Source organism: Burkholderia sp. 22313 (assembly GCF_052045245.1).
In the GTDB taxonomy this organism is placed as follows: Bacteria; Pseudomonadota; Gammaproteobacteria; order Burkholderiales; family Burkholderiaceae; genus Burkholderia.
This window is the reverse complement of sequence record NZ_JBQEON010000012.1, coordinates 147,921-169,502: the sequence shown is the minus strand read 5'-3', so window position 1 is coordinate 169,502 and position 21,582 is coordinate 147,921. Positions and strand designations below refer to the sequence as shown.

Here is a 21,582-nt window from a genome sequence, read left to right as displayed (position 1 = left end):
ACGACTGGGGTTCAACTTCGTGTGCGCCGAGGCTCGACAACCTGCCCTCCACCGCACCGCTTCCCTTCTTCCCCCCCGCGCTGCGTTTCCATTAGCGCGAAAGAGGCGTGATTGTAGGCAGCTCGTGGCATTCGTGCAAGGGGGTCGACGAATTTTTCTTCATCCCCGCCGGATTCGGCCTTCCGGCCATGCCGGAGCACGAGACCGCTTATGGTGCAAAGAACGGACTAGAATGTGAGGTTCTTCGCCTCTTTCTATACGTATTTAATATGCGCCAGCGAATCGCCAAACGCCTCCCCCCCGACGCCGACAAACTGGTCGGCCTGTCGCTTGCGCTCTTCGCCTCGGGCAGCCGCATCGAGGATCGCTTCTGGGAAGCGAAGCTCGATGCGCTGCTCGCCAAGATCGTTCGCAACGGCAACCAGACTACGCTCGACGCCGCACTCGACCATCTGCAGCAGAATCACCCCGATGCATATGGCGCGCTCGCCGACATGGCCGAGACCCACAGCGAATCGATGGTGATCGAACACGATGGCCAGCCGTACGATGCCCTGCTGGTCGCCGTCCCCGTTCTCGCGTGGACGCGCTACATGATTCCGTCGGGTCCGCTGAAGGGCGACGTCGCCGAGTCGCTGCGCACGCACCTGCAGGCGCACGTGCTCGCAGCCGGCACGCTCGTCGGGCTCGCGCCGTTCCTGTACAGCATTGACCAGTTGCCGCGCCACCACGTCGAGACCTACCGGCTCGCGCAGCAACTCGCGCACGCCGCCATCGGCCAGCACGCCGCCAAGCTCAGCTTCGGCGACCTGCCCGAAACCTCGCCGATCCTGGCCGATCCGCGCTTCCTGCTCGCCGTCGTCGCCGCACCGGCCGGCGCGCCGCTGTTCCGCTGGCAGGAAGAAGAACACGGCAACCGGATCGAACGTGGCCAGTGTCTCGAGCAGTGGACCGCCCAGGGCGGCCCGAACCTGTCGGTTGCCCTCCCCGGCTGCGAATTCGAGTGTCTGCTTCCGGACGCGTACTACTCCGCTTGCCGCGATGCGGACGAGCGCATCCGTCCGCACACGGTCCGAACGGCCATCCGTTATCTTTTCGACACACTTGGTGCAGCGCCGCAGGAGCTGCGCGCAGTGGTCGCCGGCTTCGGCGAACGCCGGATCGACGAGTATCGTGTCGGCTTCACGCGACGTGCCAGCAACGACGTGATCTACGGTGTCGTGTGGCCGCTTTACGGCCGCGAAAACGGCGACGTATCGGTCGACAGCGCGACGCTCGAAGGCGAAGCACCGATCGACGGCCCGCTCGAGGAAATCGTGAGCCTGCTCAAGGAATGCGGTGTAACCGACGTCCGGCGGCACGCTGGCCGCTTCGAACCCGAGTATTGCGACGACTGCGGCGTGCCGCTTTATGCGGATCCGCTCGGCGAAATCGTCCATGCCGAAATGCCGGAAGACGCGTCGCCCGCCCAACCGCATTTTCACTGATCCGCATCGCGCGGCCTGCATGGCAGGTCCACCCGAAGCCGCTCCCGGTTCCAGCCGGAGCGGCTTTTTTTCGTCCGTACAGCCGTCCGGCCAAAATTTCAGACATTTCCTAAGCCTTTCAGCCAAGCAGACATCATGTAAGGTCTTTGTCATTATCGGACCGACGGCATGCCGACGGCAGCTCAATGACTTATCCAACAGGAGGTTGAATATGCGGTTCCTGGTGTTGAACTCAGACGCCGAACGGCGTGATGGACTGAAGGCCCTGCTGCGGCAGATCGACCGTCACGCCAGCATCAACGATGCGCCCGATGCATTTCAGGCGCGCCGGCTGCTGCGCACCCAGCGTTTCGACCTCGTGACGATCGATTGGCTGGACGTCGGCCGGCTCAGCGAACTTCAGGCGCTCTGCAGCGCGTGCTCGCCGACGCCCGCCGCCGTGCTGCTCGACGAATCCACGCCGGAGGCCATCCAGCGCTTCTACAACTACGGCGTCGCGGGCGTGATCCCGCATTCCATGCGGCCGCATCTGATCGTACGGGCACTCGAAATCGTTCTGCTCGGCGGGCACTACATCCCGCCCATCGCGCTCAGCCTGCTGCCCTCCGCCGCCGCGGCGCGCAACGACACGCATTTCCAGACGCTGGCCGGATCGCTGCCACGCCGTCCGGCGAGCGGCCTCCTGTCACCGAGACAGGCGCAGATCATGCGCTTCGTCCATATGGGCAGCACCAACAAGATGATCGCCCGTACGCTCGGCATCAGCGAAGGGACGGTGAAGATCCACCTCGCCAGCATCTTCCAGCAGCTTGGTGCGGCAAATCGCGCCGCCGCCGTCGCGATCTACAACGGCTGGCTGTCGCCGCACCTCGAGGTGCTGCTGGCGAACCGCGATCGTGCTCGCAAGCCGGTCATCGGCGAACGCGGCCCCGTTCCGCTGCGAGCGCAACGGAAGGACCGTCCGTACCCGTTGCCTGCCACGAACCCCGGAACCGAGGATTTGCCGCTCGCGGCCGAGCCGCCGGCGCGGTTTCGTCGCGGACGCTAGTCGGACAGTATCGATATTGCGACGGTCGGCATGTGCGGATTCCCACCTTTGATGCTCAACGAGTAATATGAACGCATGGGTTTTCTATTCACACCGCTTCCGCTCTGGGTAGGCGTCGGTGGCTGGATCGCTACCGTGGCACTGCTCGCGCTCGCGATCTGGAATCGTCCGTTCGTCCGCCTGCAGGACGCAACGCTCCAGCACGTGTGGCTCGCGCTCGTCACTGCGATCACGGTTCTCTGGGCCTCGAATGCCTGGCTCGAAGACGGCATCGTGATGCACCTGCTCGGCGCGACGCTACTCGTCACGCTGTTCGACTGGACGCTTGCGCTGATCGCGATGGGCGCGGTCACGGCCGTCGCCGCCATCGTCTTCGATGCGTCGTGGCAGGGTATCGGCCTCACCTATCTGGTGTACGGTGCGCTGCCGGTCGCCGTGTCCGCGTTGCTGCAGCGCGCGGCGATCGCGTGGCTGCCGCATAACCTCGCATCGTTCATTACCGGCCAGGGTTTCCTGTCGCCGGCCATCGCGATCATCGCGGTCGCCGCCGCAGCAGCCGGCGTGCAGCTCGCGCTCGCGGACGGCGTGCCCGTCGTGATTCCCGCCGGCTATTTGCTGAACACGGCGCTGCTCGCGCTGGGCGAAGCGTGGTTCACCGGCATGGCGACCGCGCTCATCGCCGTCTATCGCCCGGCGTGGGTCACGACGTTCGACGTCCGGCGCTATCGTCTCGGCGGCCCGCGCGCCTGACTGCGCTTCCTGTCCGGGGGCAATTGGTGCGCTGCTTCCGCAGCGCGGGAGAGTACGGCATCTACTGCGGCACAACTTTTTTACGCTAAGATTGAACTCCTGATCTTCATCGGGCATCTATACGTGCCCGATGCCTCATTTGCTCCTCACCAATAACCAGATGGACAGCTCTCCTGCCTCGCTCCGGATTGTCCGGGCGTTCGGCAAGCTGGCGGCCTGTGTCGCGGGCCTGTCACTTGCACTTCCGGCACCGGCATTCGCCGACCTCCTCGACCAGCGCTCCGAGCTGATCAACAAATTCGTCAACGAGATGCATGCCGATCCGATCGTTGCCGATTGTGCGGCGCACGGCAGCTTCATCGCCAGCACGTCGTCGGCCTTCGACCGCGTCGACTTCGCGCCGAACGCGTTCGAAAGCGGCAACGCCACGATCACACCGTGGAACGACTCGTTCGATCAGGGCAAGCAGCGCGTCAAGGTCGACAATATCGTCACCGTGGATGGCCTCGGGATCCACAGCGACGGCAGCGAGCCGACACCGCTGAAATTCCGCTGCGGCTACGTCGGCCAGCAAATGCTCGCGTTCAGCTGGAATGATCCGGTTCCGCCGCTGAAGCCGCACGTCGAGCGCCCGTCGTCATCGACCAAGAAGTTCAAGGGCAAGTCGCACCACGGCAAGGTGAAGGCCAAGGCGTCAGGCCGCTCCGGCAAGAAAGCCGTCGCAACGAAGAAATCGAGCGGCCAGAAGAAGGCCGTGAAGAAGAAAACCGCGAAGAAGTCCTGATACGGCGAAGCGGCAACGACAGCAGCAAAAAAGCCGACGCATCGTGCGATGCGCCGGCTTTTTTTCATATCGACGACGGTACGCTTACGCGAACGTCTCGACATGCACCAGGATTGCCGCAAGCATCGCCGCGCCGAGCGCCGCGCTGCGTTCGCCGTTCCAGCCGCCCCGCTCGTCGGGCAGGTTCGCGTTGTCCTTGAACGGCATCTCGAGCGTCAGCGACAGGCAACCGAACCGATGGCCGATGTACTTCGACGCGAGCTTGAGTGCGTCTTCCTTGTACTTGCTCGCCGCATAGCCATGTTCGGTCTGGAAATCCGGGCTCGCGACCTTGAACGCGTCGATGAACGCGGTCTGCTCCTTGCCCTGCTGCTCGGTGAAGCTCGGCAGCATCTCCGAACCCGCGACGAACACGTACGGCAGATCTTCGTCACCGTGAATGTCGAAGAACATGTCGCAGCCGGTCGCATGGATCGCGTCGCGCACCGCCAGCACTTCGGGGCTGCGCCCGGCATCGGGCTCCATCCACTCGCGGTTCAGGTTCGCGCCCGCCGCGTTGGTGCGCAGGTTGCCGTGCACGCTGCCGTCCGGGTTCATGTTCGGGACGATGTAGAACGTCGCGCGATCGTACAGCTTGCGCGCCACCGGATCGCCGGCCCAGTCGCCCCATCCGGCCAGCCGCTTGACGAGCCCTTCGACGAACCACTCGGCCATCGTCTCGCCGGGATGCTGGCGCGCGATGATCCACACCTTCTTCTTCGGCGCACCATCGCGCTCCGGCGTACCGAGCGTCAGCAGCGACATCGGACGGCCTTCGACCGTGCGGCCGAGCTCGACGACGCTCGCCTGCGGCAACTGCTGCACCGCGCCGAGGAACGCCGCATGACGCTCTTCCGAGTAGGGCTCGAAATACGCGTAGTAGATACTGTCGAACTCGGGCGTATGGTCGATGGTCATCGTCTTGCCGTCGAAGGTCGTCGGCACGCGGAACCAGTCGACCCGGTCGTAGCTCGCGACCGCGCTGTAGTTGCGCCATCCCGACGGATACGCACATTCGGCCGCATTCTCGAACGACATCACGCATCGCTCGCCGCGCGCGCCCGTCAGGCGGTAGTAGAACCATTGCGCGAATTCCGAGCGGCTGTCGCCGCGCACGCGCAACCGGATCGCGTCCGGGCTGTCGCACGACACGACGTCGATCGCGCCCGCGTCGAAATTGCTGGTGATCGAAAGGGTCATCTATCTCTCCAGAATCGACCGGAACGGACGGTTTGCCGCGTGTCCGGCCATAGGCATGTGCCTGCCGTCTCGTGAACGGCCGGCATGGTCATTCGCCGATTCGCCGGCGATATACGTAAGTCGAATCGTTCGATGCGGCTGCGTCGAACGCGTAGTCCTCGATCGCGAAATCCTTCAGCGCCCCCGGTTCGGCGATGCGGTTCTCGACGATATAGCGCGCCATCAGGCCGCGCGCACGCTTCGCATGGAAGCTGATGATCTTGTAGCGGCCGCCCTTCCAGTCCTCGAACACCGGCGTGATGACGGGCGCGGCCAGCAGCTTCGGCTTGACCGACTTGAAGTACTCGGTGGACGCGCAGTTGACCAGCACGCGCGACGCGCCGCTGCGCGTCTCGAGCTGCTCGTTCAGCGCCCGCGTGATCCGGTCGCCCCAGAACGCATACAGATCCTTGCCGCGCGCGTTCGCGAAACGGGTACCCATCTCGAGCCGGTACGGCTGCAGCAGGTCGAGCGGGCGCAGCAGTCCGTACAGCCCGGACAGCACGCGCACGTGCTGCTGCGCGTAGTCGAGATCGGCGGCCGACAGCGATTTGGCATCGAACCCTTCGTACACGTCGCCGTTGAACGCGAGCACCGCCTGCTTCGCGTTGGCCGGCGTGAAGGCCGGCGACCAGTCCGCATAGCGCTGGAAATTCAGGCGCGCGAGCGGGTCGGAAATGTCCATCAGCGTCGCGATGTCCTGCGGCGACAGCTTGCGCAGGCCATCGATCAATTCCGACGCATCGTCGACGAATGCAGGCTTCGTGTAAGACGGCACGTGGGCGGGCGTATCGTAGTCGAGGGATTTGGCGGGGGAGAGAACGATTATCATAGAGGCTCGCTGGCACGCCGTGCCTTGCGGTCGGACGAAAACCACCGATTGTAACGAATGACCCACTCCCTCGCCCTGCATGCCGCACATCGCGTCGTGCTCGACTCGAACGTCTGGATCGACATACTCGTATTCGACGACCCTGCCACACGCCCGATCCGGGCTGCGCTCGAACGCGGCACGCTGGCCGCCGTGATCGACGGCCGCTGCCTGAACGAACTCGAGCTCGTGCTCGACTACCCGCAGTTCCAGGCGCGCGCCATCGACAAGGCCGCCGCGCTCGCGATCGTGGCCCGCCTGACGCGTCTCGTCGACCCGCCGCCCGTCGACGCCGCCGCGCCGCCGCTGCCGAAGTGCAAGGACCGCGACGATCAGAAGTTTCTCGAGCTCGCGCGCGCCGCGCAGGCCGACTGGCTCGTGTCGAAGGACCGCGCGCTGCTCAAGCTCGCCAAGCGCACCGCGCGCGACTTCGGCTTCCGGATCGCGCAGCCCGCGCCATTTACCGAAGCCTGCGCGCTCGACGCCGCGTCGGCCACCACCACCTCGCCGGCCTGACGACCCCGGCGCCACCCGCTTGCGACCGTATCGATGAACGCTCCTTCCGACATGCCCACGAATCCCGTTTTCCCCTCGCGCCTGCCGAACGTCGGCACGACGATCTTCACGGTCATGAGCGCGCTCGCCGCCGAGAAACGCGCAGTGAACCTCGGCCAGGGCTTCCCCGATTTCGACTGCGATCCGCGTATCGTCGACGCGGTCGCGGCCGCGATGCGCAACGGTCACAACCAGTATCCGCCGATGGCAGGCGTCGCGCCGCTGCGCGACGCGATCGCCGACAAGATCGCGCACGTCTATGGCCGGCGCTACGATCCGGCCACCGAGATCACGGTGACGGCGGGCGCAACGCAGGCGCTGCTGACGGCGATCCTGTGCGCGGTGCATCCGGGCGACGAGGTGATCGTCGTCGAACCGACCTACGACAGTTACCTGCCGTCGATCGAGCTCGCTGGCGGCAAGCCCGTGTTCGTCACGCTGGAAGCGCCCGACTACGCGATTCCGTTCGATCGCCTCGCGGCCGCGATCACGCCGAAGACGCGGATGATCATGATCAACACGCCGCACAACCCGACCGGCACCGTGTGGCGCGAGGCCGACATGCACAAGCTCGAGGAGATCGTGCGCGGCACCAACGTGCTGATCCTGTCGGATGAAGTGTACGAACACATGGTCTACGACGGCGCGCGGCACGAGAGCGTCGCGCGCTACCCGGAACTGGCCGCGCGCAGCTTCATCGTGTCGAGCTTCGGGAAGACCTACCATGTGACGGGCTGGAAGATGGGCTATGTGGCGGCGCCGGCGGCGCTGACCGCGGAGTTCCGCAAGGTCCACCAGTTCAACGTGTTCACGGTGAACACGCCGATGCAGATCGGGCTCGCCGACTACCTGCGCGATCCGGCACCGTACCTCACGCTGCCCGACTTCTACCAGAAGAAGCGCGACTTCTTCCGCGCCGGCCTCGAGCGCACGCGCTTCAAGCTGCTGCCGTGTCCGGGCACCTACTTCCAGTGCGTCGACTATTCGGCGATCAGCGATCTGTCCGAAGCCGAATTCGCGAAGTGGCTCACGTCGGAGATCGGCGTGGCGGCAATTCCGGTGTCGGCGTTCTATCACGAGCCGCACGAATCGGGCGTCGTGCGCTTCTGCTTCGCAAAACAGGAAAGCACGCTCGCGTCCGCACTCGAACGGCTCGCGCGCCTGTAAGCCGGTACGAGTAGCCAGGCGCGGCCCGGTGCCGCGCCCGGTCGCAGTTACGAACGCGCGCCGCTCGTCGCCTCGATATAGGCCTTGCGATCGGCGGCCACGCGCTGCGCGGCCGGCCGCTCGCCCACCAGCTTGGCGTGCGCCTTCCAGTCGATGCCCGCGTCGAGCAGGAAATCGCGACCGAAGATGGCCTTCGTCGCCATGCCGATCACCGGCAGATGGATCGATGCGGCAATGTCGGCCAGGCCGAACGTATCGCCGAGCACGTAAGGCGAGAACTGCGCCATCCGCTTGAACGCATCGATCGCGCGCGGCAGGCGCTTTTCGACGTGTGCCTTCATCCCATCGCTGACCTTGCCGCCGAAAAACGCTTCCGTGTAGACCTCGCGCGCGGTCCATTCGAGATACAGCTCGAGCGTCTCGACGAGTTCGCGCACCTTCGCGGCCGCGAACGGACCGGACGGAAAAATGGCCTTGTCGGGATAACGCGCGGCCAGGTACTCGACGATCACCTGCGACTCGAAGAGCGCGCCCTCTTCCGTCTTCAAGAACGGAATCTTGCCGAGCGGCGAATCGGCGAGCAGTGCCGGATCGCTGATCGGCAAGCCGCATGACACTTCCTCAAACGGGATGTCATGTTCGAGCAGGACGAACTTCACCTTGTTGTAGTAGTTGGACAACGGAATACCGCACAGCTGTAGCATCGGAGTCTCCTTCCTTGCTGAAGCGCGGCCGCAGCATGGCGATATCGGCCGCATCGGGATTCGTCGCGCTGAAAAGCACGTTCGTGCTAGTCTAAAGCAGTTTCGCGTCGCTACGACAACATTACATCCGCTGTGGCAGCACGCTCATCCGCATGCGCACGTGCCCGCGCAACACGCGGCGCCGCAGCCTCGCCATTCGATGGAGACACACTCGCATGAGTGCAGAACTGCTGGCCTCGCGTCCACCCGAGAGCGAATCGACGCTCGTCCTGACGCTGTCCAATCCCGGCGCGCGCAATGCGCTGCATCCCGACATGTACGCGGCCGGCGTCGAAGCGCTCGCCACTGCCGAGCGCGATCCCGCGATTCGCGCCGTCGTGCTCACGGGCGCCGATCGTTTCTTTTGCGCGGGCGGCAACCTGAACCGGCTGCTCGACAACCGCGCGAAGGATCCGTCTTGTCAGGCCGACAGCATCGACCAGCTCGCCGCGTGGATCACGGCGATCCGCGCATCGACGAAACCCGTGATCGCGGCGGTCGAAGGTGCGGCGGCCGGCGCGGGCTTCTCGCTCGCGCTCGCATGCGACCTGATCGTCGCCGCGCACGACGCGAAGTTCGTGATGTCGTACGCACGCGTCGGCCTCACGCCCGACGGCGGCGGCTCGTGGTTCCTCGCGCGTGCGCTGCCGCGCGCGCTGGCCGCAGAAATCCTGTTCGAGGGCAAGCCCGTCGCGGCCGAACGCCTGCATGCGCTCGGCGTCGTCAACCGGCTCGCCGTGCCGGGTGCCGCGCTGTCCGATGCGCTCGCGTGGGCCGACTCGCTTGCCGGCATCTCGCCGAACGCGCTCACGCGCATCAAGTCGCTGCTCGACGATGCGAGCGCACAGTCGCTCGACGCGCATCTCGGCACCGAGCGCGATCACTTCGTCGCATCGCTGCATCACGCCGACGCGCTCGAAGGCATTACCGCGTTTCTCGAGAAGCGCCAGCCCCGCTACAAGCGCTGATCCGGCGCGATCCCGCCGTTGAAACGGCGCGGCCGTCGCCGCAGCGGCGCGCACGCGCGGGCGTGCGGCCGCACGTTCCCGCCGTCTGCAGCGCGCATCGATCCATGCTCTAATGACCGCCTGTCGCGGCGCCCCGCCGGCGCCGTTTTCGTGCATGCAACGAAGGAGTTGACGATGATCGACGTCTACAGCTGGGCGACCCCGAACGGCCACAAGGTACACATCATGCTCGAGGAAACCGGCCTCGCGTATCGTGCGCATCCGATCGATATCGGTACGGGCGACCAGTTCAAGCCCGAATTCCTGAAGATCAGCCCGAACAACAAGATCCCCGCGATCGTCGACGCGGACGGCCCCGGTGGCAAGCCGATCTCGCTGTTCGAATCGGGTGCGATCCTCGTGTACCTGGCGGAAAAGACCGGCCAGTTCCTGCCGACCGACCCGGCCGCGCGCTACGCGACGCTCGAATGGTTGATGTTCCAGATGGGTGGCATCGGCCCGATGCTCGGGCAGGCGCACCACTTCCGCCTGTACGCGCCTGAGAAGATCGAATACGCGGTCAATCGCTATACGAACGAAGCGAAGCGCCTGTACAACGTGATGGAAAAACGCCTCGGCGAATCCGAATATCTTGCTGGCGACACGTATACGATCGCGGACATTGCGACGTTCCCGTGGACGCGCTCGTGGCAGAACCAGGGCATCGTGCTCGACGAACTGCCGAACGTGAAGCGCTGGCACGAAGCGATTGCCGCGCGCCCGGCCGTGCAGCGCGGCGTCGAAGTCCTCGCATCGTTGCGCAAGGCACTACAGGACGACAAGGCGCGCGAGGTGCTGTTCGGCGCCACGCAATACGCGAAGCACTGAACGAGCACGCGGCGTGCAACGCGGCGGCCTCCGTCGATGCCGCCGCGCCCGTTCAGAAGTAGTGCAGCGTGATGAATTCGGCCGCACACACCGGCAACGGCGCGTCGGGACGCTCGACCTGCATCGACACCGACCACGTCACCTGCACACCGCCTCGCGCGGCATCCGCGGTTTCCTTCACCGCGAACAGCGCGCGCACGCGTACGCCGACCGGCACCGGCTTCAGGAACCGCACGCGGTTCAGTCCGTAGTTCACGCCCATCTTCTGCTCGAGGCGCATCGCATCGGTCATCAGCGCGGGAATCAGCGATAGCGTCAGGAACCCGTGCGCGATCGGGCCGCCAAACGGCGACTCGCGCCGCGCGCGCTCGGGATCGACGTGAATCCACTGGTGATCGCCGGTCGCGTCGGCGAAACCGTCGACCCGACGCTGGTCGATCTCGACCCAGCCGCTCGCGAGCGGCTCCGCGCCGACCCGCGCATGCAGCGCTTGCGCCGACGCGATCAGCGGCAACGTCACGTCGGTCATGCGCTCGCTCCTTGCGGATGGCGCAGCCCGAAAATCACCTTGGTGTGCACGGTGATCACCGTGTCGCCGGCGCCGTTGGTGCCGATCCATTCGGTCGACACGATGCCGCGATCGGGCTTGCTCGCCGACACGCGCTTGTCGTGGACCTTCTGGTGCATCGTGATCGTGTCGCCGGCGCGCACCGGCTTGAGCCAGCGGATCGAGTCGATGCCGGGCGAGCCCATGCTCGTCGAATCCGGCCCCAGCTTCTTGATGAGCAGGCTCATGAACACCGAGCACGTATGCCAGCCGCTCGCCACCAGTCCACCGAACGGCGATGCCTTGCCGGCCTCCTCGTCGAGATGGAACGGCTGGGGGTCGTAGCGTTGCGCGAACGCCTTGATGTCGTCCGCGTCGAACGTGTAGCGGCCGATTTCGGTCGTACTGCCGACTTCCATATCTTCGTAACTGATACCCACTGTGTGCCTCCTGTGGCGCGCTCGCGCGTCGCCGTCATGCCGCGTCGGCCTGCGCGAAATCCGGCAGGGCCGCGATGCGCGCAAGGTGATGATCGGTGTCGCCGAGGGTCGTCTCGATGATCGACAGCCGCTTGAACAGGTGTGCGGCGGCGACCTCGTTGGTCACGCCCATGCCGCCGTGCAGTTGCACGGCCTGCTGGCCGACGAAGCGTGCGGCCGCGCCGACCCGCGCCTTCGCGGCCGACACCGCCTTGCGCCGCGCATCGGCATCGCCGCCCGCGTAACGCACCGCGGCCAGGTACGTCAGCGAACGCGCCTGCTCCGCGTGGATCAGCATGTCGACCATCCGGTGCTGCAGCGCCTGGAAACGCGCGATCGGCACGCCGAACTGCTCGCGCGTCTTCGTGTATTCGACCGTCGCGCGATTCAGTTCGTCGAGTGCGCCGACCGCTTCCGCGCACAGCAGGAAGGTCGCGTAATCGGCAATCTGCTCGAGCGCGGCCGCATCGCGTGCGCCACCCGTCAGTTGCCGTGCGGGCGTGTCATGCAGCTCGATCGTCGCGGCGCGCTGACCGTCGATCGTCCGGTAGTCGACGAGCTTCACGCCCGCGGCATCGCGCTCGACGACGAACAGGCCGATGCCGCCGCCGTCGACGCGCGCGGGCACGATCCACGCGTGTACCTGCGCACCGTGCTGCACGACCGACTTGGTGCCGGTCAGCCGGTATGCGCCGCCCTGCTCGTGCGCGTGCGTCGCGAGTTCATACAGGTCGTAGCGCGCCCGCGGTTCGTGGAAGGCGACGGCCACGCGTTTCTGCCCCTGTGCGATCGCTTCCAGCAGCGCGGCGTCGTCGCCCGTGCCCGAGCCGGCAACACGCAGCGCCTCGATGCCGACCGCCGTCGCCCAGTACGGCTCGACCACGAGCACGCGGCCGAGCTCCTGCATCGCGACCAGCATGTCGACCGGGCCGCCGCCGAAGCCACCCTGTGCATCCGGCACGGGTAGCGCAGTCAGGCCCAGCTCGGCGAAGGCGCTCCATTGCGCGTCCGATACGCCCGCATCGCTGCGCACGATGGCCTGGCGCGCGTCGAAACCGTATTGCTCGCCGAGATAGCGACGCAGCGCGTCGGCGAACTGCTGCTGTTCATCGGTAAAGCTGAAATCCATGGTTGTCTCCGTTCCCTGATCACAGCCCCAGGATCATCTGCGCGATGATGTTCTTCTGAATCTCGTTCGAGCCGCCGTAGATCGACGTCTTCCGGTAATTGAAGTAATACGCGGCGAGCGGGGCCGCATCGTCGTCGCCGGCGCTGCTGTGTTCGCGCTCGCCCTCGAGGAACGGCACGTCGAATGGCGCGGCGAGCGGCCCGATCGCCTCGAACATCAGCTCGGTGAGCGCCTGCTGCACCTCGGTGCCCTTGATCTTCAGCATCGACGCCTCGGGGCCCGGCCCCTTGCCGCTGGTCTCGCGGCTCACGACCCGCAGCACCGTCACTTCAAGCGCCATCAGCTCGACTTCGAGCGCCGCGACCTTCGCGGCAAACACGGGATCGGCGAGCAGCGGCTTGCCGTTCTTGCGCTGGTTCGACGCCACGCGCTTCAGGAACGCGAGCTCGCGCTTCGATCCGCCGACGCGCGCGATGCCGGTGCGCTCGTGACCCAACAGGTATTTCGCGTAAGTCCAGCCGCGGTTCTCGTCGCCGACGAGATTCTCGACGGGCACCTTCACGTCCTCGAAGAACACCTCGTTGACTTCGTGATCCTCGTCGAGCGTGATGATTGGCCGCACGGTGATGCCGGGCGTCCGCATGTCGATCAGCAGGAACGAGATGCCCTCCTGCTTCTTCGCCGCGGGATCGGTACGCACGAGGCAGAACATCATGTCCGCGTACTGGCCCAGCGTGGTCCAGGTTTTCTGGCCGTTGACGACGTAGTGGTCGCCATGGCGTTCGGCGCGCGTGCGCAGCGATGCGAGGTCCGAGCCGGAGCCCGGCTCCGAATAACCCTGGCACCACCAGTCGGTGCCGTCGAGGATGCGCGGCAGATAGTGGCGCTTCTGCGCTTCGCTGCCGTATTTCATCAGCACCGGCGCGACCATCGACACACCGAACGGCAGCACGGTCGGCGCGCCGATGCGTGCGCACTCTTCGTCCCAGATGTGCCGCTGCGTCGCGTTCCAGCCGGGGCCGCCGTATTCGGTCGGCCATGCGGGTGCGGACCAGCCACGCTGGCCGAGTATCCGGTGCCAGCTCGCGAAATCCTCGCGGTCGAGTCGTTTGTGATCGAGTACCTTGGCGCGCAGTGCATGAGGCAGATTGGCCTCGAGCCAGGCGCGGACGTCAACGCGGAATGCGTCGTCGGCGGGGGAATAATCCAGATCCATGCGCAGTGTCTCCTGACCGCGGCCGTCCCCGGCCAAGGACACACTGCGTACGTCATTGCAGCGGTTCTTTCAGCGCGTCAGGAATCGGCAGCGGCATCACGTCGATGCCTTCTTCGGCCAAGGATTGCGCATCCTCCGGCGTCGTGACGCCACGAATGCTGCGCGCGGGCGCCTCGTTGTAATGGATGCGCCGCGCTTCCTCGGCGAAGCGCTCGCCCACGTTCTCGGTCTTCTCCAGCACCTCGCGCAGTGCGCGCATCACCTGCGCCTGCAGCGCACGCGGATCGGCCGGCTGGGCCTGCGTCGCGCCCGACAGGTTCAGGCGCGGCGCCGACGGCATCCGGTTGATCTCGGTCGTTCCGCACACCGGACATTCGACCAGCTTGCGGGACAACTGCGCTTCGAACTCATCGGCAGAAGCGAACCAGCCTTCGAACCGATGACCGTGCGGGCACTGTAAATCGAGGACCTTCATGCTGAATCAGGGCGTGTGACGAGTGTAGCGCAAAATGCGCTTTTGTGAACGATCGTGCTAAATCAGGATCGCGCGGCCGGACGCCGGCCGCGTCACCGGATTGTAACGCGGCGCCCCAGCCGCCGCTGACACGCGGTCAGGGCTTCTCGACCGGGCCGAGCGGCCAGGCGCCGGACAGCACCTTGTCGAGCCACATCGTGCCGATGATCGTCTTCACGTCGGTGATCTGGCCCGTGCGCACCCATTCCTGCAGGTCCGGCAGCGTCGCGGTGAAGGTTTCGAGGAATTCGCCTTCGTCGAGCTTGCGCTCGCCGGCCGTCAGCCCGCGCGCGAGATACAGGTCGATGAACTCGGTCGAATAGGAAATGATCGGGTGAATCCGGGCCAGGAACACGTATTCGCGTGCCGTGTAGCCGGTTTCCTCGCGCAGCTCGCGCACCGCGCAGGCAAGCGCGCCTTCGTTCGGATCGAGTTTGCCGGCCGGGAATTCGGCCATGACCTTGCCGATCGGATAGCGATACTGGCTTTCCATCAGCACGCGGCCGTCGTCGAACAGCGGGATCACCATCACCGCGCCCGGGTGCTGGACGTATTCGCGCGTGGCCTGCTTGCCGTCCGGCAGACGGACGGTATCGCGCTTCAACTTGAGGAACGAGCCTTCGAAAATCGCCTCGCTCTCGAGGCAGGTTTCGGTCAGTGCGGCGTCGTGATTGGGTAGTTCGGCCATCGGCGGCTCCAAGAATGAGCGCGACGGCCGAAGCCGTCAGCGTCGTTTGACGAGATACTGGAAGGTGAAGCCGGGGAACGCGAACACGACAAAGAGACTGAACGTGATCGCGTAGAACTGCCAGCCCTGTTCGAAGCGGTTGCCGGCGCGCGACTCGAGCCAGAAGCCGAGCGCACCGACGACGAAATACAGCACGATCAGCTCGCCGATCCGAACCCACGCGTTCTTTTTCGTCGTGCCGAACGGCACGACGGCGAAGAGGCGTTGGTTCAGGAACGGCAGGTTGGCGCAGACGAACGCCAACAGCACGATGAACCAGCCGGCTGCCGACATTACAGCGGCAGCGTGTGACGGATCGCCTGCAGGCAGGCCGTCAGCAGCGGGCTCGGGATCAGGCCGAGCACGACGACCGCAAGGCCGTTCAGCACGAGGATCGTGCGCTTGCAGAAATCGCCGGTGATCGGGGCCGAATCCTGAGGTGCATCGAAGTACATCAGCTTGACGATGCGCAGGTAGTAGAACGCGCCGAACAGCGACGTGATCACGGCCAGCACGGCCAGCCACGTGAGACCCGCGTTGACGGTCGCCTCGAGCACCGCGAGCTTCGCGTAGAAGCCGACGGTCGGCGGAATGCCGGCCAGCGAGAACATCATGACCATCATCACGAACGCGAACACCGGGCTGCGCTTGTTGAGACCCTTGAAGTCGTCGATCGTTTCGGCTTCGAAATCGCGGCGTGCGAGCAGCATCACCACGCCGAACGAGCCGAGCGTCGTGATCAGGTAGACGATCGCGTAGAACATCGCCGAGCTGTACGCGTTCGCCGGTGCGGCCGCGTCGCCCTTCACGATGCCGGCGAGCAGGCCCAGCAGCACGAAGCCCATGTTCGAGATCGCCGAGTACGCGAGCATCCGCTTGATGTTGCGCTGGACGATACCGGTGATGTTACCGACGATCAGCGACAGTGCAGCGAGGATCACGAGCGCGGTCTGCCAGTTCTGTGCGAGCGGCAGCAGGCCCATCACCAGGAAGCGCAGGCCCCACGCGAACGCGGCAACCTTCGGACCGCCGCCGACGAACAGCGTCATCGCGGTCGGTGCGCCCTGGTAGACGTCCGGCACCCACATGTGGAACGGCACGGCGCCGAGCTTGAACGCGATACCGGCGACGATGAAGATCACGCCGAACATCAGCACGGCTGCGTCGGTGTTGCCGCCGACCGCCTTGTACACCTCGCCCAGCTCGAGCGAGCCGGTCGCACCATAGAGCATCGAGATGCCGTACAGCACGAAGCCCGACGCGAGCGCGCCCAGCACGTAGTACTTCATCGCGGCTTCGCTCGACTGCGCGGCATCGCGGCGCAGCGCGATGATCGCGTACAGCGACAGCGACATCAGTTCGAGGCCGAGATACAGCGTCAGGAAGTTGTTGCCCGACACCATCACCAGCTGACCGAGCAGCGAGAACATGCCCAGCAGGAACACGTCGCCGCGGAACATGTCGCGGTCTTCGAGGTACTTGCGCGAATAGACGAGCGTGACCGCGAAGCCGATCGACACGACGGCCTTCATCATGCTCGCGAACGAGTCGACGACGATCATCCGCGAGAAGAAGTAGTACTGCTGCGGGTCCAGCGCCTGCACGGCGAACCACACGCCGGCGACGACCGACGAAACCACCGCGATCAGATAGGTCAGGCGGCGGCCGCCGGCACCGGTGAAGGTGTCGTTCAGCCATGCGACGACGACGGCGGCCATCACCAGCGCGTCAGGCAACAGGACATTCATAGGAGCGTTCATGATCTTGAGTTCCTCCGCTCGCGATTACTGGGCCAGCGGCAGCTTCGACTGCGCGACGTGGGAGAGGAGGTTTTCCACGGAAACGTGCATCACGTCGGTGAAAGGCTTCGGATACAGGCCCATCAGCATCGTGAACGCGGCGAGCACGGCCAGCATCACGAATTCGCGACGGCCGATGTCCTTCAGCTTGGCAACGTGATCGTTCGCGACCGCGCCGAAGTACACGCGCTTGTACATCCACAGCGTGTAGGCCGCGCCGAGGATCAGCGTGAATGCCGCGCCGAATGCGATCCAGAAGTTGTACTGGACGGCGGCGAGAATCACCATGAACTCGCCGACGAAACCCGAGGTACCCGGCAGGCCGCAGTTGGCCATCGAGAACAGCATCGCGAATGCCGCGAACTTCGGCATCACGTTCACGACGCCACCGTAATCGGCGATCTGGCGCGAGTGCAAGCGGTCGTACAGCACGCCGATGCACAGGAACATCGCGCCCGACACGAAGCCGTGCGAGATCATCTGGATGATCGCGCCTTCGACGCCGAGCTGGTTGAAGATGAAGAAGCCGAGCGTGACGAAGCCCATGTGCGCGATCGATGAATACGCGACCAGCTTCTTCATGTCGGACTGCACCATCGCGACGAGGCCGATGTAGATCACCGCGATCAGCGACAGCGTGATCACGACCGGTGCCAGGAAGTGGCTTGCGTCAGGCGTGATCGGCAGCGAGAAGCGCAGGAAACCGTACGCGCCGAGCTTCAGCATGATCGCTGCCAGCACGACCGAGCCGCCCGTCGGCGCTTCCACGTGCGCGTCCGGCAGCCAGGTGTGCACCGGCCACATCGGCACCTTCACCGCAAATGCGAGGAAGAACGCTATGAACAGCAGGATCTGCGGCGTCATCGCGATCTTGGCGTTCTGCCACGTCGCGAGGTCGAACGAATGCGTCTGCGTGTACAGGTAGATCAGCGCGACCAGCATCAGCAGCGAGCCGGCCAGCGTGTACAGGAAGAACTTGAACGCCGCATACACGCGGTTCGGGCCGCCCCACACGCCGATGATGATGTACATCGGGATCAGGGTCGCTTCGAAGAACACGTAGAACAGCAGGCCGTCGGCCGCCGAGAACACGCCGATCATGATCCCGGACAGGATCAGGAAAGCCGCGAGGTACTGCGCGACGTTCTCGGTAATCACTTCCCACGCGGCGATCACGACGATCACCGTGATCAGCGCGGTCAGCACGACGAACCACATCGAGATGCCGTCGACGCCGAGGTGGTACGAAATATCGAAGCGTTCGATCCACGTCGACTGCTCGACGAACTGCAGCGCAGCCGTGCTCGAGTCGAAGCCCGTGATCAGCGGGATCGTGACCGCAAGGCCGAGCAGCGAACCGATCAGCGCGATCCAGCGGGCCGTCCCCGGATTTTTGTCGTTACCCACCGCGAGCACGAGGAGGCCGAAAACGATCGGCAGCCAGATCGCGGTACTGAGAATCGGAAAAGCGTGCATTAGTGTTGTCCCCCCGCCTTATTTGCCGCCGAGCGTTACAAACAGGGTCAGGAGCCCCAGCATGCCGATGATCATGGCGAACGCGTAGTGATAGATGTAACCGGATTGGAGGAAGCGGATCACGCCGGCAAACCAGCCGATGAACCGGGCGCTGCCGTTGACGAGGCCGTCGATCACGACGACGTCGCCTTCCTTCCACAGGCCGCGGCCGATCGCCACCGAACCACGGGCGAACACCACTTCGTTGATCTTGTCCATGTAGTACTTGTTGTCCAGCAGCGTGTAGATCGGACCGAACGCGCGGCGGATCGACGCCGGCAGATCCGGACGCTTCAGGTACAGGAACCACGCGACGACGATACCCGCGAGCGCCAGCCACACCGGCAGGCCCGACACCGAGTGCAGGCCCATGCCGACCCAACCGTGGAACTCTTCGGCCATCTCCGACAGGGCCGGATGGTTCGCGCCGATGAAGATCACCTTGTCGAACGCGACGCCGTGCTGGAAGAAGTCGCCAAACAGCATCGGGCCGACCGCGATCGCACCGATGATGATCGACGGAATCGCCAGCAGGACCAGCGGCACCCACACGACCCACGGGGTCTCGTGCGGCTCGTGCGCGTGGTCGTCATGACCGTGGCCGTGATCGTGGCCGTGATCGTCATGACCGTGCGCAGTTGCCATGCCCATCGGCGATTCCGGATGCTTCGGCTTGCGGAAGCGCTCTTCGCCGTGGAACACCAGGAAGTACATGCGGAACGAGTACAGCGCCGTGACGAACACGCTCGCGACGACCGCGAAGTACGCGAAGCCCGAACCCGGCAGGTGCGACAGCTTCACCGCGTCGATGATCGAGTCCTTCGAGTAGAAGCCCGAGAAGAACGGCGTACCGATCAGCGCCAGCGAACCGACGAGCGACGTGATCCACGTGATCGGCATGTACTTGCGCAGGCCGCCCATGTTGCGCATGTCCTGGTCGTGGTGCATGCCCATGATCACCGAACCGGCGCCGAGGAACAGCAGTGCCTTGAAGAACGCGTGCGTCATCAGGTGGAACACGGCGACCGGGTAGGCGGACACGCCGAGCGCGACGGTCATGTAGCCGAGCTGCGACAGCGTCGAGTACGCGACGACCCGCTTGATGTCGTTCTGGACGATCCCGAGGAAGCCCATGAACAGTGCCGTGATCGCGCCGATCACCGTGATGAACGACAGCGCGGTATCCGACAGCTCGAACAGCGGCGACATGCGCGACACCATGAAGATGCCGGCCGTCACCATCGTCGCCGCGTGAATCAGCGCCGAGATCGGGGTCGGGCCTTCCATCGAGTCAGGCAGCCACACGTGCAGCGGGAACTGCGCCGACTTGCCCATCGCGCCGATGAACAGGCAGATACAGGCAACGGTCAGCAGGCCCCAGTCGGTGCCCGGGAAGTGCAGGCTCGCCAGTTCGGCGCGCTTCGCGAACACTTCGCCGTAGTTCATCGAACCCGCGAACGCGAGCAGCAGGCCGATACCCAGCAGGAAGCCGAAGTCGCCCACGCGGTTCACGAGGAACGCCTTCATGTTCGCGTAGATCGCGCTCTCACGCGTGAAGTAGAAGCCGATCAGCAGGTACGACACCAGACCCACCGCTTCCCAGCCGAAGAACAGCTGCAGGAAGTTGTTGCTCATCACGAGCATCAGCATCGAGAACGTGAACAGCGAGATGTACGAGAAGAAGCGCTGGTAGCCGTCTTCTTCCGCCATGTAGCCGATCGTGTACACGTGCACCATCAGCGAGACGAAGGTCACGACGACCATCATCATCGCGGTCAGCGAATCGACGAGGAAGCCGACTTCGAGTTTCAGCGAGCCGACGTTCATCCATTCATAGACGGTCGCGTTGAAGCTTGCGCCGCCCATCACGTCGAAGAAGACTTTCGCCGACAGGAGGAACGCGATCATTACGCCGAGGATCGTGATCCGGTGTGCGCCCTTGCGCCCGACTGCGTTCCCGAACAGCCCCGCAATCAGCGAGCCGGCCAGCGGAGCGAGCGGAATCGCCAGCAGCAGGTTTTCATTGAGTGTCGTTGACATAACAGCGTTGCCTGAAATTAACCTTTGAGCTGATCGAGATCCTCGACATTGATCGTGTCGAGCTTACGGAACAGGGTCACCAGAATCGCAAGACCGATCGCGGCTTCCGCTGCGGCGACGGTCAGCACGAAGAACACGAAGATCTGGCCGTGCACGTCGCCGAGGTAATGCGAAAACGCGACGAAGTTGGTGTTCACCGCCAGCAGCATCAGTTCGATCGCCATCAGGATGATGATGATGTTGCGGCGGTTCAGGAAGATCCCGACGATCGCGATCGCAAAGAGGATCGCGCCGAGCACGAGGTAATGAGCAAGAGTCAGCATGGTTTTCCTTTCCTCCGCTTAGCCGTTGGTGCTCGAACCGGCTTCGCTCTGCGCCGTTTCCGGCTGCGGCTTTTCCGCTTCCATCTTCACAAGGCGCACGCGGTCGTCGCGGCGCACCTTGACCTGATCCGACACGCGCTGGCGCTTGCTGTCCTTGCCCTTGCGCTCGGTCAGCCCGATTGCGGCGATGATCGCGACCAGCAGCACCAGGCCGGCGATTTCAAACGCGAAGATGTAGTCGGTGTAGATCACCTTGCCGATCAGTCGCGTGTTCGACCAGTCGGCCATCGCGCCCGTCGCCATTGCGTGCACCGTGTGCGTGTCGCCGTAGCCGCGCCACAGGATCAGCGCGGTCTCGACCACGATGATCGCGCCGACGACCGTTGCCATCGGCACGAAGCGCTTGAAGTCGCGACGCAGGTAATCGATGTTGATGTCCAGCATCATCACGACGAACAGGAACAGCACCATCACGGCGCCCACGTACACCAGCACCAGCAGGATCGCGAGGAACTCCGCTTCCAGCAGCATCCAGATCGCGGCGGCGTTGAAGAACGCCAGCACAAGGAAAAGCGCAGACGCCACCGGGTTGCGCGAAGTGATCACCTTCAGCCCTGATACCACCAGGAGCAGCGCGAAGATGTAGAACAGTACGGTCGTGAATTCCATGATTACCGGTTCATCGTTAGGCCATAGTCAGGCGCGGCTTGCGGGACGCTCTCGCGTGCCGCACCCGTCGCGGCGGCTGGCCCGTTCATGCCGGGCCGGCACTGCA

Annotated in this window: 23 protein-coding genes; 8 read left to right on the top strand and 15 right to left on the bottom strand. The window is 64.7% G+C overall.

Annotated elements, in window-relative coordinates:
* The first annotated feature begins 269 nt into the window (after window positions 1-269).
* From ACTJKF_RS12885 to ACTJKF_RS12870, 4 genes are all read left to right on the top strand, one after another.
* Window positions 270-1,487, top strand: coding sequence for a DUF2863 family protein (locus ACTJKF_RS12885; RefSeq protein WP_440623908.1), 1,218 nt, complete (start codon window positions 270-272; stop codon window positions 1,485-1,487).
* Between the two features lie 211 nt (window positions 1,488-1,698).
* On the top strand, window positions 1,699-2,535 hold the full coding sequence (locus ACTJKF_RS12880; RefSeq protein ID WP_440623907.1) for a LuxR C-terminal-related transcriptional regulator: 837 nt from the start codon (window positions 1,699-1,701) through the stop codon (window positions 2,533-2,535).
* A 75-nt stretch (window positions 2,536-2,610) separates the two neighbouring features.
* On the top strand, window positions 2,611-3,285 hold the full coding sequence (locus tag ACTJKF_RS12875) for an energy-coupling factor ABC transporter permease (protein ID WP_440623906.1): 675 nt from the start codon (window positions 2,611-2,613) through the stop codon (window positions 3,283-3,285).
* 130 nt (window positions 3,286-3,415) lie between these two features.
* Window positions 3,416-4,069 (top strand): BspC domain-containing protein, encoded by a 654-nt coding sequence (locus tag ACTJKF_RS12870; RefSeq protein ID WP_440623905.1) that lies wholly within the window; start codon window positions 3,416-3,418, stop codon window positions 4,067-4,069.
* An 84-nt stretch (window positions 4,070-4,153) separates the two neighbouring features.
* Here ACTJKF_RS12870 and ACTJKF_RS12865 read toward each other — a convergent pair whose 3' ends face one another.
* Both ACTJKF_RS12865 and yaaA read right to left on the bottom strand, forming a co-directional pair.
* Entirely contained in the window at window positions 4,154-5,308 is a 1,155-nt protein-coding gene (locus ACTJKF_RS12865) for a M14 family metallopeptidase (protein WP_440623904.1), read from the bottom strand.
* Between the two features lie 88 nt (window positions 5,309-5,396).
* Window positions 5,397-6,179: a peroxide stress protein YaaA gene (gene yaaA / locus ACTJKF_RS12860; protein WP_440623903.1), complete on the bottom strand. Its 783-nt coding sequence runs from the start codon at window positions 6,177-6,179 to the stop codon at window positions 5,397-5,399.
* A gap of 57 nt (window positions 6,180-6,236) precedes the next feature.
* Here yaaA and ACTJKF_RS12855 point away from each other — a divergent pair, with 57 nt between their 5' ends.
* Together ACTJKF_RS12855 and ACTJKF_RS12850 are read left to right on the top strand one after the other, a co-directional pair.
* Complete coding sequence (locus tag ACTJKF_RS12855) at window positions 6,237-6,734, top strand: putative toxin-antitoxin system toxin component, PIN family (RefSeq protein ID WP_440623902.1); 498 nt, start codon at window positions 6,237-6,239, stop codon at window positions 6,732-6,734.
* A 33-nt stretch (window positions 6,735-6,767) separates the two neighbouring features.
* Window positions 6,768-7,940, top strand: coding sequence for a pyridoxal phosphate-dependent aminotransferase (locus tag ACTJKF_RS12850; protein WP_440623901.1), 1,173 nt, complete (start codon window positions 6,768-6,770; stop codon window positions 7,938-7,940).
* A gap of 47 nt (window positions 7,941-7,987) precedes the next feature.
* On the opposite strand, the gene ACTJKF_RS12845 is transcribed toward ACTJKF_RS12850, so the two are convergent.
* Window positions 7,988-8,644, bottom strand: coding sequence for a glutathione S-transferase (locus ACTJKF_RS12845; protein WP_440623900.1), 657 nt, complete (start codon window positions 8,642-8,644; stop codon window positions 7,988-7,990).
* A gap of 215 nt (window positions 8,645-8,859) precedes the next feature.
* Between ACTJKF_RS12845 and ACTJKF_RS12840 the strand changes: the two genes are divergently transcribed.
* A complete protein-coding gene (locus tag ACTJKF_RS12840; protein ID WP_440623899.1) occupies window positions 8,860-9,651 on the top strand; it encodes an oxepin-CoA hydrolase, alternative type in 792 nt (263 codons plus the stop codon).
* A 174-nt stretch (window positions 9,652-9,825) separates the two neighbouring features.
* Window positions 9,826-10,518: a glutathione binding-like protein gene (locus ACTJKF_RS12835; RefSeq protein WP_440623898.1), complete on the top strand. Its 693-nt coding sequence runs from the start codon at window positions 9,826-9,828 to the stop codon at window positions 10,516-10,518.
* Between the two features lie 52 nt (window positions 10,519-10,570).
* Here the strand turns inward: ACTJKF_RS12835 and ACTJKF_RS12830 are convergent, their stop codons facing one another.
* The 12 genes from ACTJKF_RS12830 to ACTJKF_RS12775 all read right to left on the bottom strand — a co-directional run bounded on the left by ACTJKF_RS12830 (window position 10,571) and on the right by ACTJKF_RS12775 (window position 21,476).
* Window positions 10,571-11,047 carry a MaoC family dehydratase gene (locus ACTJKF_RS12830; protein WP_440623897.1) on the bottom strand — a complete coding sequence of 159 codons (477 nt, stop codon included), beginning with the start codon at window positions 11,045-11,047 and terminating at the stop codon, window positions 10,571-10,573.
* A complete protein-coding gene (locus tag ACTJKF_RS12825; protein WP_440623896.1) occupies window positions 11,044-11,505 on the bottom strand; it encodes a MaoC family dehydratase in 462 nt (153 codons plus the stop codon). Before ACTJKF_RS12825 ends, ACTJKF_RS12830 begins: the two co-directional genes overlap by 4 nt.
* Before the next feature lie 34 nt (window positions 11,506-11,539).
* The gene (locus ACTJKF_RS12820) at window positions 11,540-12,673 is read right to left on the bottom strand and encodes an acyl-CoA dehydrogenase family protein (RefSeq protein WP_440623895.1); all 1,134 of its coding nucleotides are present in this window, start codon (window positions 12,671-12,673) and stop codon (window positions 11,540-11,542) included.
* Window positions 12,674-12,692: 19 nt separating this feature from the next.
* Entirely contained in the window at window positions 12,693-13,889 is a 1,197-nt protein-coding gene (locus ACTJKF_RS12815) for an acyl-CoA dehydrogenase family protein (RefSeq protein WP_440623894.1), read from the bottom strand.
* A gap of 52 nt (window positions 13,890-13,941) precedes the next feature.
* Entirely contained in the window at window positions 13,942-14,364 is a 423-nt protein-coding gene (locus ACTJKF_RS12810; protein WP_440623893.1) for a DUF1178 family protein, read from the bottom strand.
* A 136-nt stretch (window positions 14,365-14,500) separates the two neighbouring features.
* The gene (locus ACTJKF_RS12805) at window positions 14,501-15,091 is read right to left on the bottom strand and encodes an NUDIX domain-containing protein (RefSeq protein ID WP_440623892.1); all 591 of its coding nucleotides are present in this window, start codon (window positions 15,089-15,091) and stop codon (window positions 14,501-14,503) included.
* A gap of 36 nt (window positions 15,092-15,127) precedes the next feature.
* Window positions 15,128-15,424, bottom strand: coding sequence for a DUF2818 family protein (locus tag ACTJKF_RS12800; protein ID WP_440623891.1), 297 nt, complete (start codon window positions 15,422-15,424; stop codon window positions 15,128-15,130).
* Window positions 15,424-16,878 carry an NADH-quinone oxidoreductase subunit NuoN gene (gene nuoN / locus ACTJKF_RS12795; RefSeq protein WP_440623913.1) on the bottom strand — a complete coding sequence of 485 codons (1,455 nt, stop codon included), beginning with the start codon at window positions 16,876-16,878 and terminating at the stop codon, window positions 15,424-15,426. The genes ACTJKF_RS12800 and nuoN overlap by 1 nt, the downstream gene beginning before the upstream one ends.
* A 36-nt stretch (window positions 16,879-16,914) precedes the next feature.
* Window positions 16,915-18,405: an NADH-quinone oxidoreductase subunit M gene (locus ACTJKF_RS12790; RefSeq protein WP_440623890.1), complete on the bottom strand. Its 1,491-nt coding sequence runs from the start codon at window positions 18,403-18,405 to the stop codon at window positions 16,915-16,917.
* A gap of 18 nt (window positions 18,406-18,423) precedes the next feature.
* Window positions 18,424-20,484 (bottom strand): NADH-quinone oxidoreductase subunit L, encoded by a 2,061-nt coding sequence (nuoL, locus tag ACTJKF_RS12785; protein ID WP_440623889.1) that lies wholly within the window; start codon window positions 20,482-20,484, stop codon window positions 18,424-18,426.
* A gap of 17 nt (window positions 20,485-20,501) precedes the next feature.
* The gene (gene nuoK, locus ACTJKF_RS12780) at window positions 20,502-20,807 is read right to left on the bottom strand and encodes an NADH-quinone oxidoreductase subunit NuoK (protein ID WP_004185739.1); all 306 of its coding nucleotides are present in this window, start codon (window positions 20,805-20,807) and stop codon (window positions 20,502-20,504) included.
* An 18-nt stretch (window positions 20,808-20,825) separates the two neighbouring features.
* Window positions 20,826-21,476 (bottom strand): NADH-quinone oxidoreductase subunit J, encoded by a 651-nt coding sequence (locus tag ACTJKF_RS12775; RefSeq protein WP_014896509.1) that lies wholly within the window; start codon window positions 21,474-21,476, stop codon window positions 20,826-20,828.
* Between the last annotated feature and the right edge of the window lie 106 nt (window positions 21,477-21,582).

Excerpts from the sequence above, each read along its gene's own strand:
- ACTJKF_RS12805 (WP_440623892.1), bottom strand. The coding sequence starts at position 15,091 with ATGGCCGAACTACCCAATCACGACGCCGCACTGACCGAAACCTGCCTC.
- ACTJKF_RS12775 (WP_014896509.1), bottom strand. The coding sequence starts at position 21,476 with ATGGAATTCACGACCGTACTGTTCTACATCTTCGCGCTGCTCCTGGTG.
- ACTJKF_RS12865 (WP_440623904.1), bottom strand. The coding sequence starts at position 5,308 with ATGACCCTTTCGATCACCAGCAATTTCGACGCGGGCGCGATCGACGTC.
- ACTJKF_RS12810 (WP_440623893.1), bottom strand. The coding sequence starts at position 14,364 with ATGAAGGTCCTCGATTTACAGTGCCCGCACGGTCATCGGTTCGAAGGC.
- ACTJKF_RS12880 (WP_440623907.1), top strand. The coding sequence starts at position 1,699 with ATGCGGTTCCTGGTGTTGAACTCAGACGCCGAACGGCGTGATGGACTG.
- nuoN (WP_440623913.1), bottom strand. The coding sequence starts at position 16,878 with ATGAATGTCCTGTTGCCTGACGCGCTGGTGATGGCCGCCGTCGTCGTC.
- nuoK (WP_004185739.1), bottom strand. The coding sequence starts at position 20,807 with ATGCTGACTCTTGCTCATTACCTCGTGCTCGGCGCGATCCTCTTTGCG.
- ACTJKF_RS12835 (WP_440623898.1), top strand. The coding sequence starts at position 9,826 with ATGATCGACGTCTACAGCTGGGCGACCCCGAACGGCCACAAGGTACAC.
- ACTJKF_RS12830 (WP_440623897.1), bottom strand. The coding sequence starts at position 11,047 with ATGACCGACGTGACGTTGCCGCTGATCGCGTCGGCGCAAGCGCTGCAT.
- ACTJKF_RS12815 (WP_440623894.1), bottom strand. The coding sequence starts at position 13,889 with ATGGATCTGGATTATTCCCCCGCCGACGACGCATTCCGCGTTGACGTC.
- ACTJKF_RS12845 (WP_440623900.1), bottom strand. The coding sequence starts at position 8,644 with ATGCTACAGCTGTGCGGTATTCCGTTGTCCAACTACTACAACAAGGTG.
- ACTJKF_RS12875 (WP_440623906.1), top strand. The coding sequence starts at position 2,611 with ATGGGTTTTCTATTCACACCGCTTCCGCTCTGGGTAGGCGTCGGTGGC.
- ACTJKF_RS12790 (WP_440623890.1), bottom strand. The coding sequence starts at position 18,405 with ATGCACGCTTTTCCGATTCTCAGTACCGCGATCTGGCTGCCGATCGTT.
- ACTJKF_RS12800 (WP_440623891.1), bottom strand. The coding sequence starts at position 15,424 with ATGTCGGCAGCCGGCTGGTTCATCGTGCTGTTGGCGTTCGTCTGCGCC.
- ACTJKF_RS12850 (WP_440623901.1), top strand. The coding sequence starts at position 6,768 with ATGAACGCTCCTTCCGACATGCCCACGAATCCCGTTTTCCCCTCGCGC.
- ACTJKF_RS12870 (WP_440623905.1), top strand. The coding sequence starts at position 3,416 with ATGCCTCATTTGCTCCTCACCAATAACCAGATGGACAGCTCTCCTGCC.
- yaaA (WP_440623903.1), bottom strand. The coding sequence starts at position 6,179 with ATGATAATCGTTCTCTCCCCCGCCAAATCCCTCGACTACGATACGCCC.
- ACTJKF_RS12885 (WP_440623908.1), top strand. The coding sequence starts at position 270 with ATGCGCCAGCGAATCGCCAAACGCCTCCCCCCCGACGCCGACAAACTG.
- ACTJKF_RS12840 (WP_440623899.1), top strand. The coding sequence starts at position 8,860 with ATGAGTGCAGAACTGCTGGCCTCGCGTCCACCCGAGAGCGAATCGACG.
- nuoL (WP_440623889.1), bottom strand. The coding sequence starts at position 20,484 with ATGTCAACGACACTCAATGAAAACCTGCTGCTGGCGATTCCGCTCGCT.
- ACTJKF_RS12855 (WP_440623902.1), top strand. The coding sequence starts at position 6,237 with ATGACCCACTCCCTCGCCCTGCATGCCGCACATCGCGTCGTGCTCGAC.
- ACTJKF_RS12820 (WP_440623895.1), bottom strand. The coding sequence starts at position 12,673 with ATGGATTTCAGCTTTACCGATGAACAGCAGCAGTTCGCCGACGCGCTG.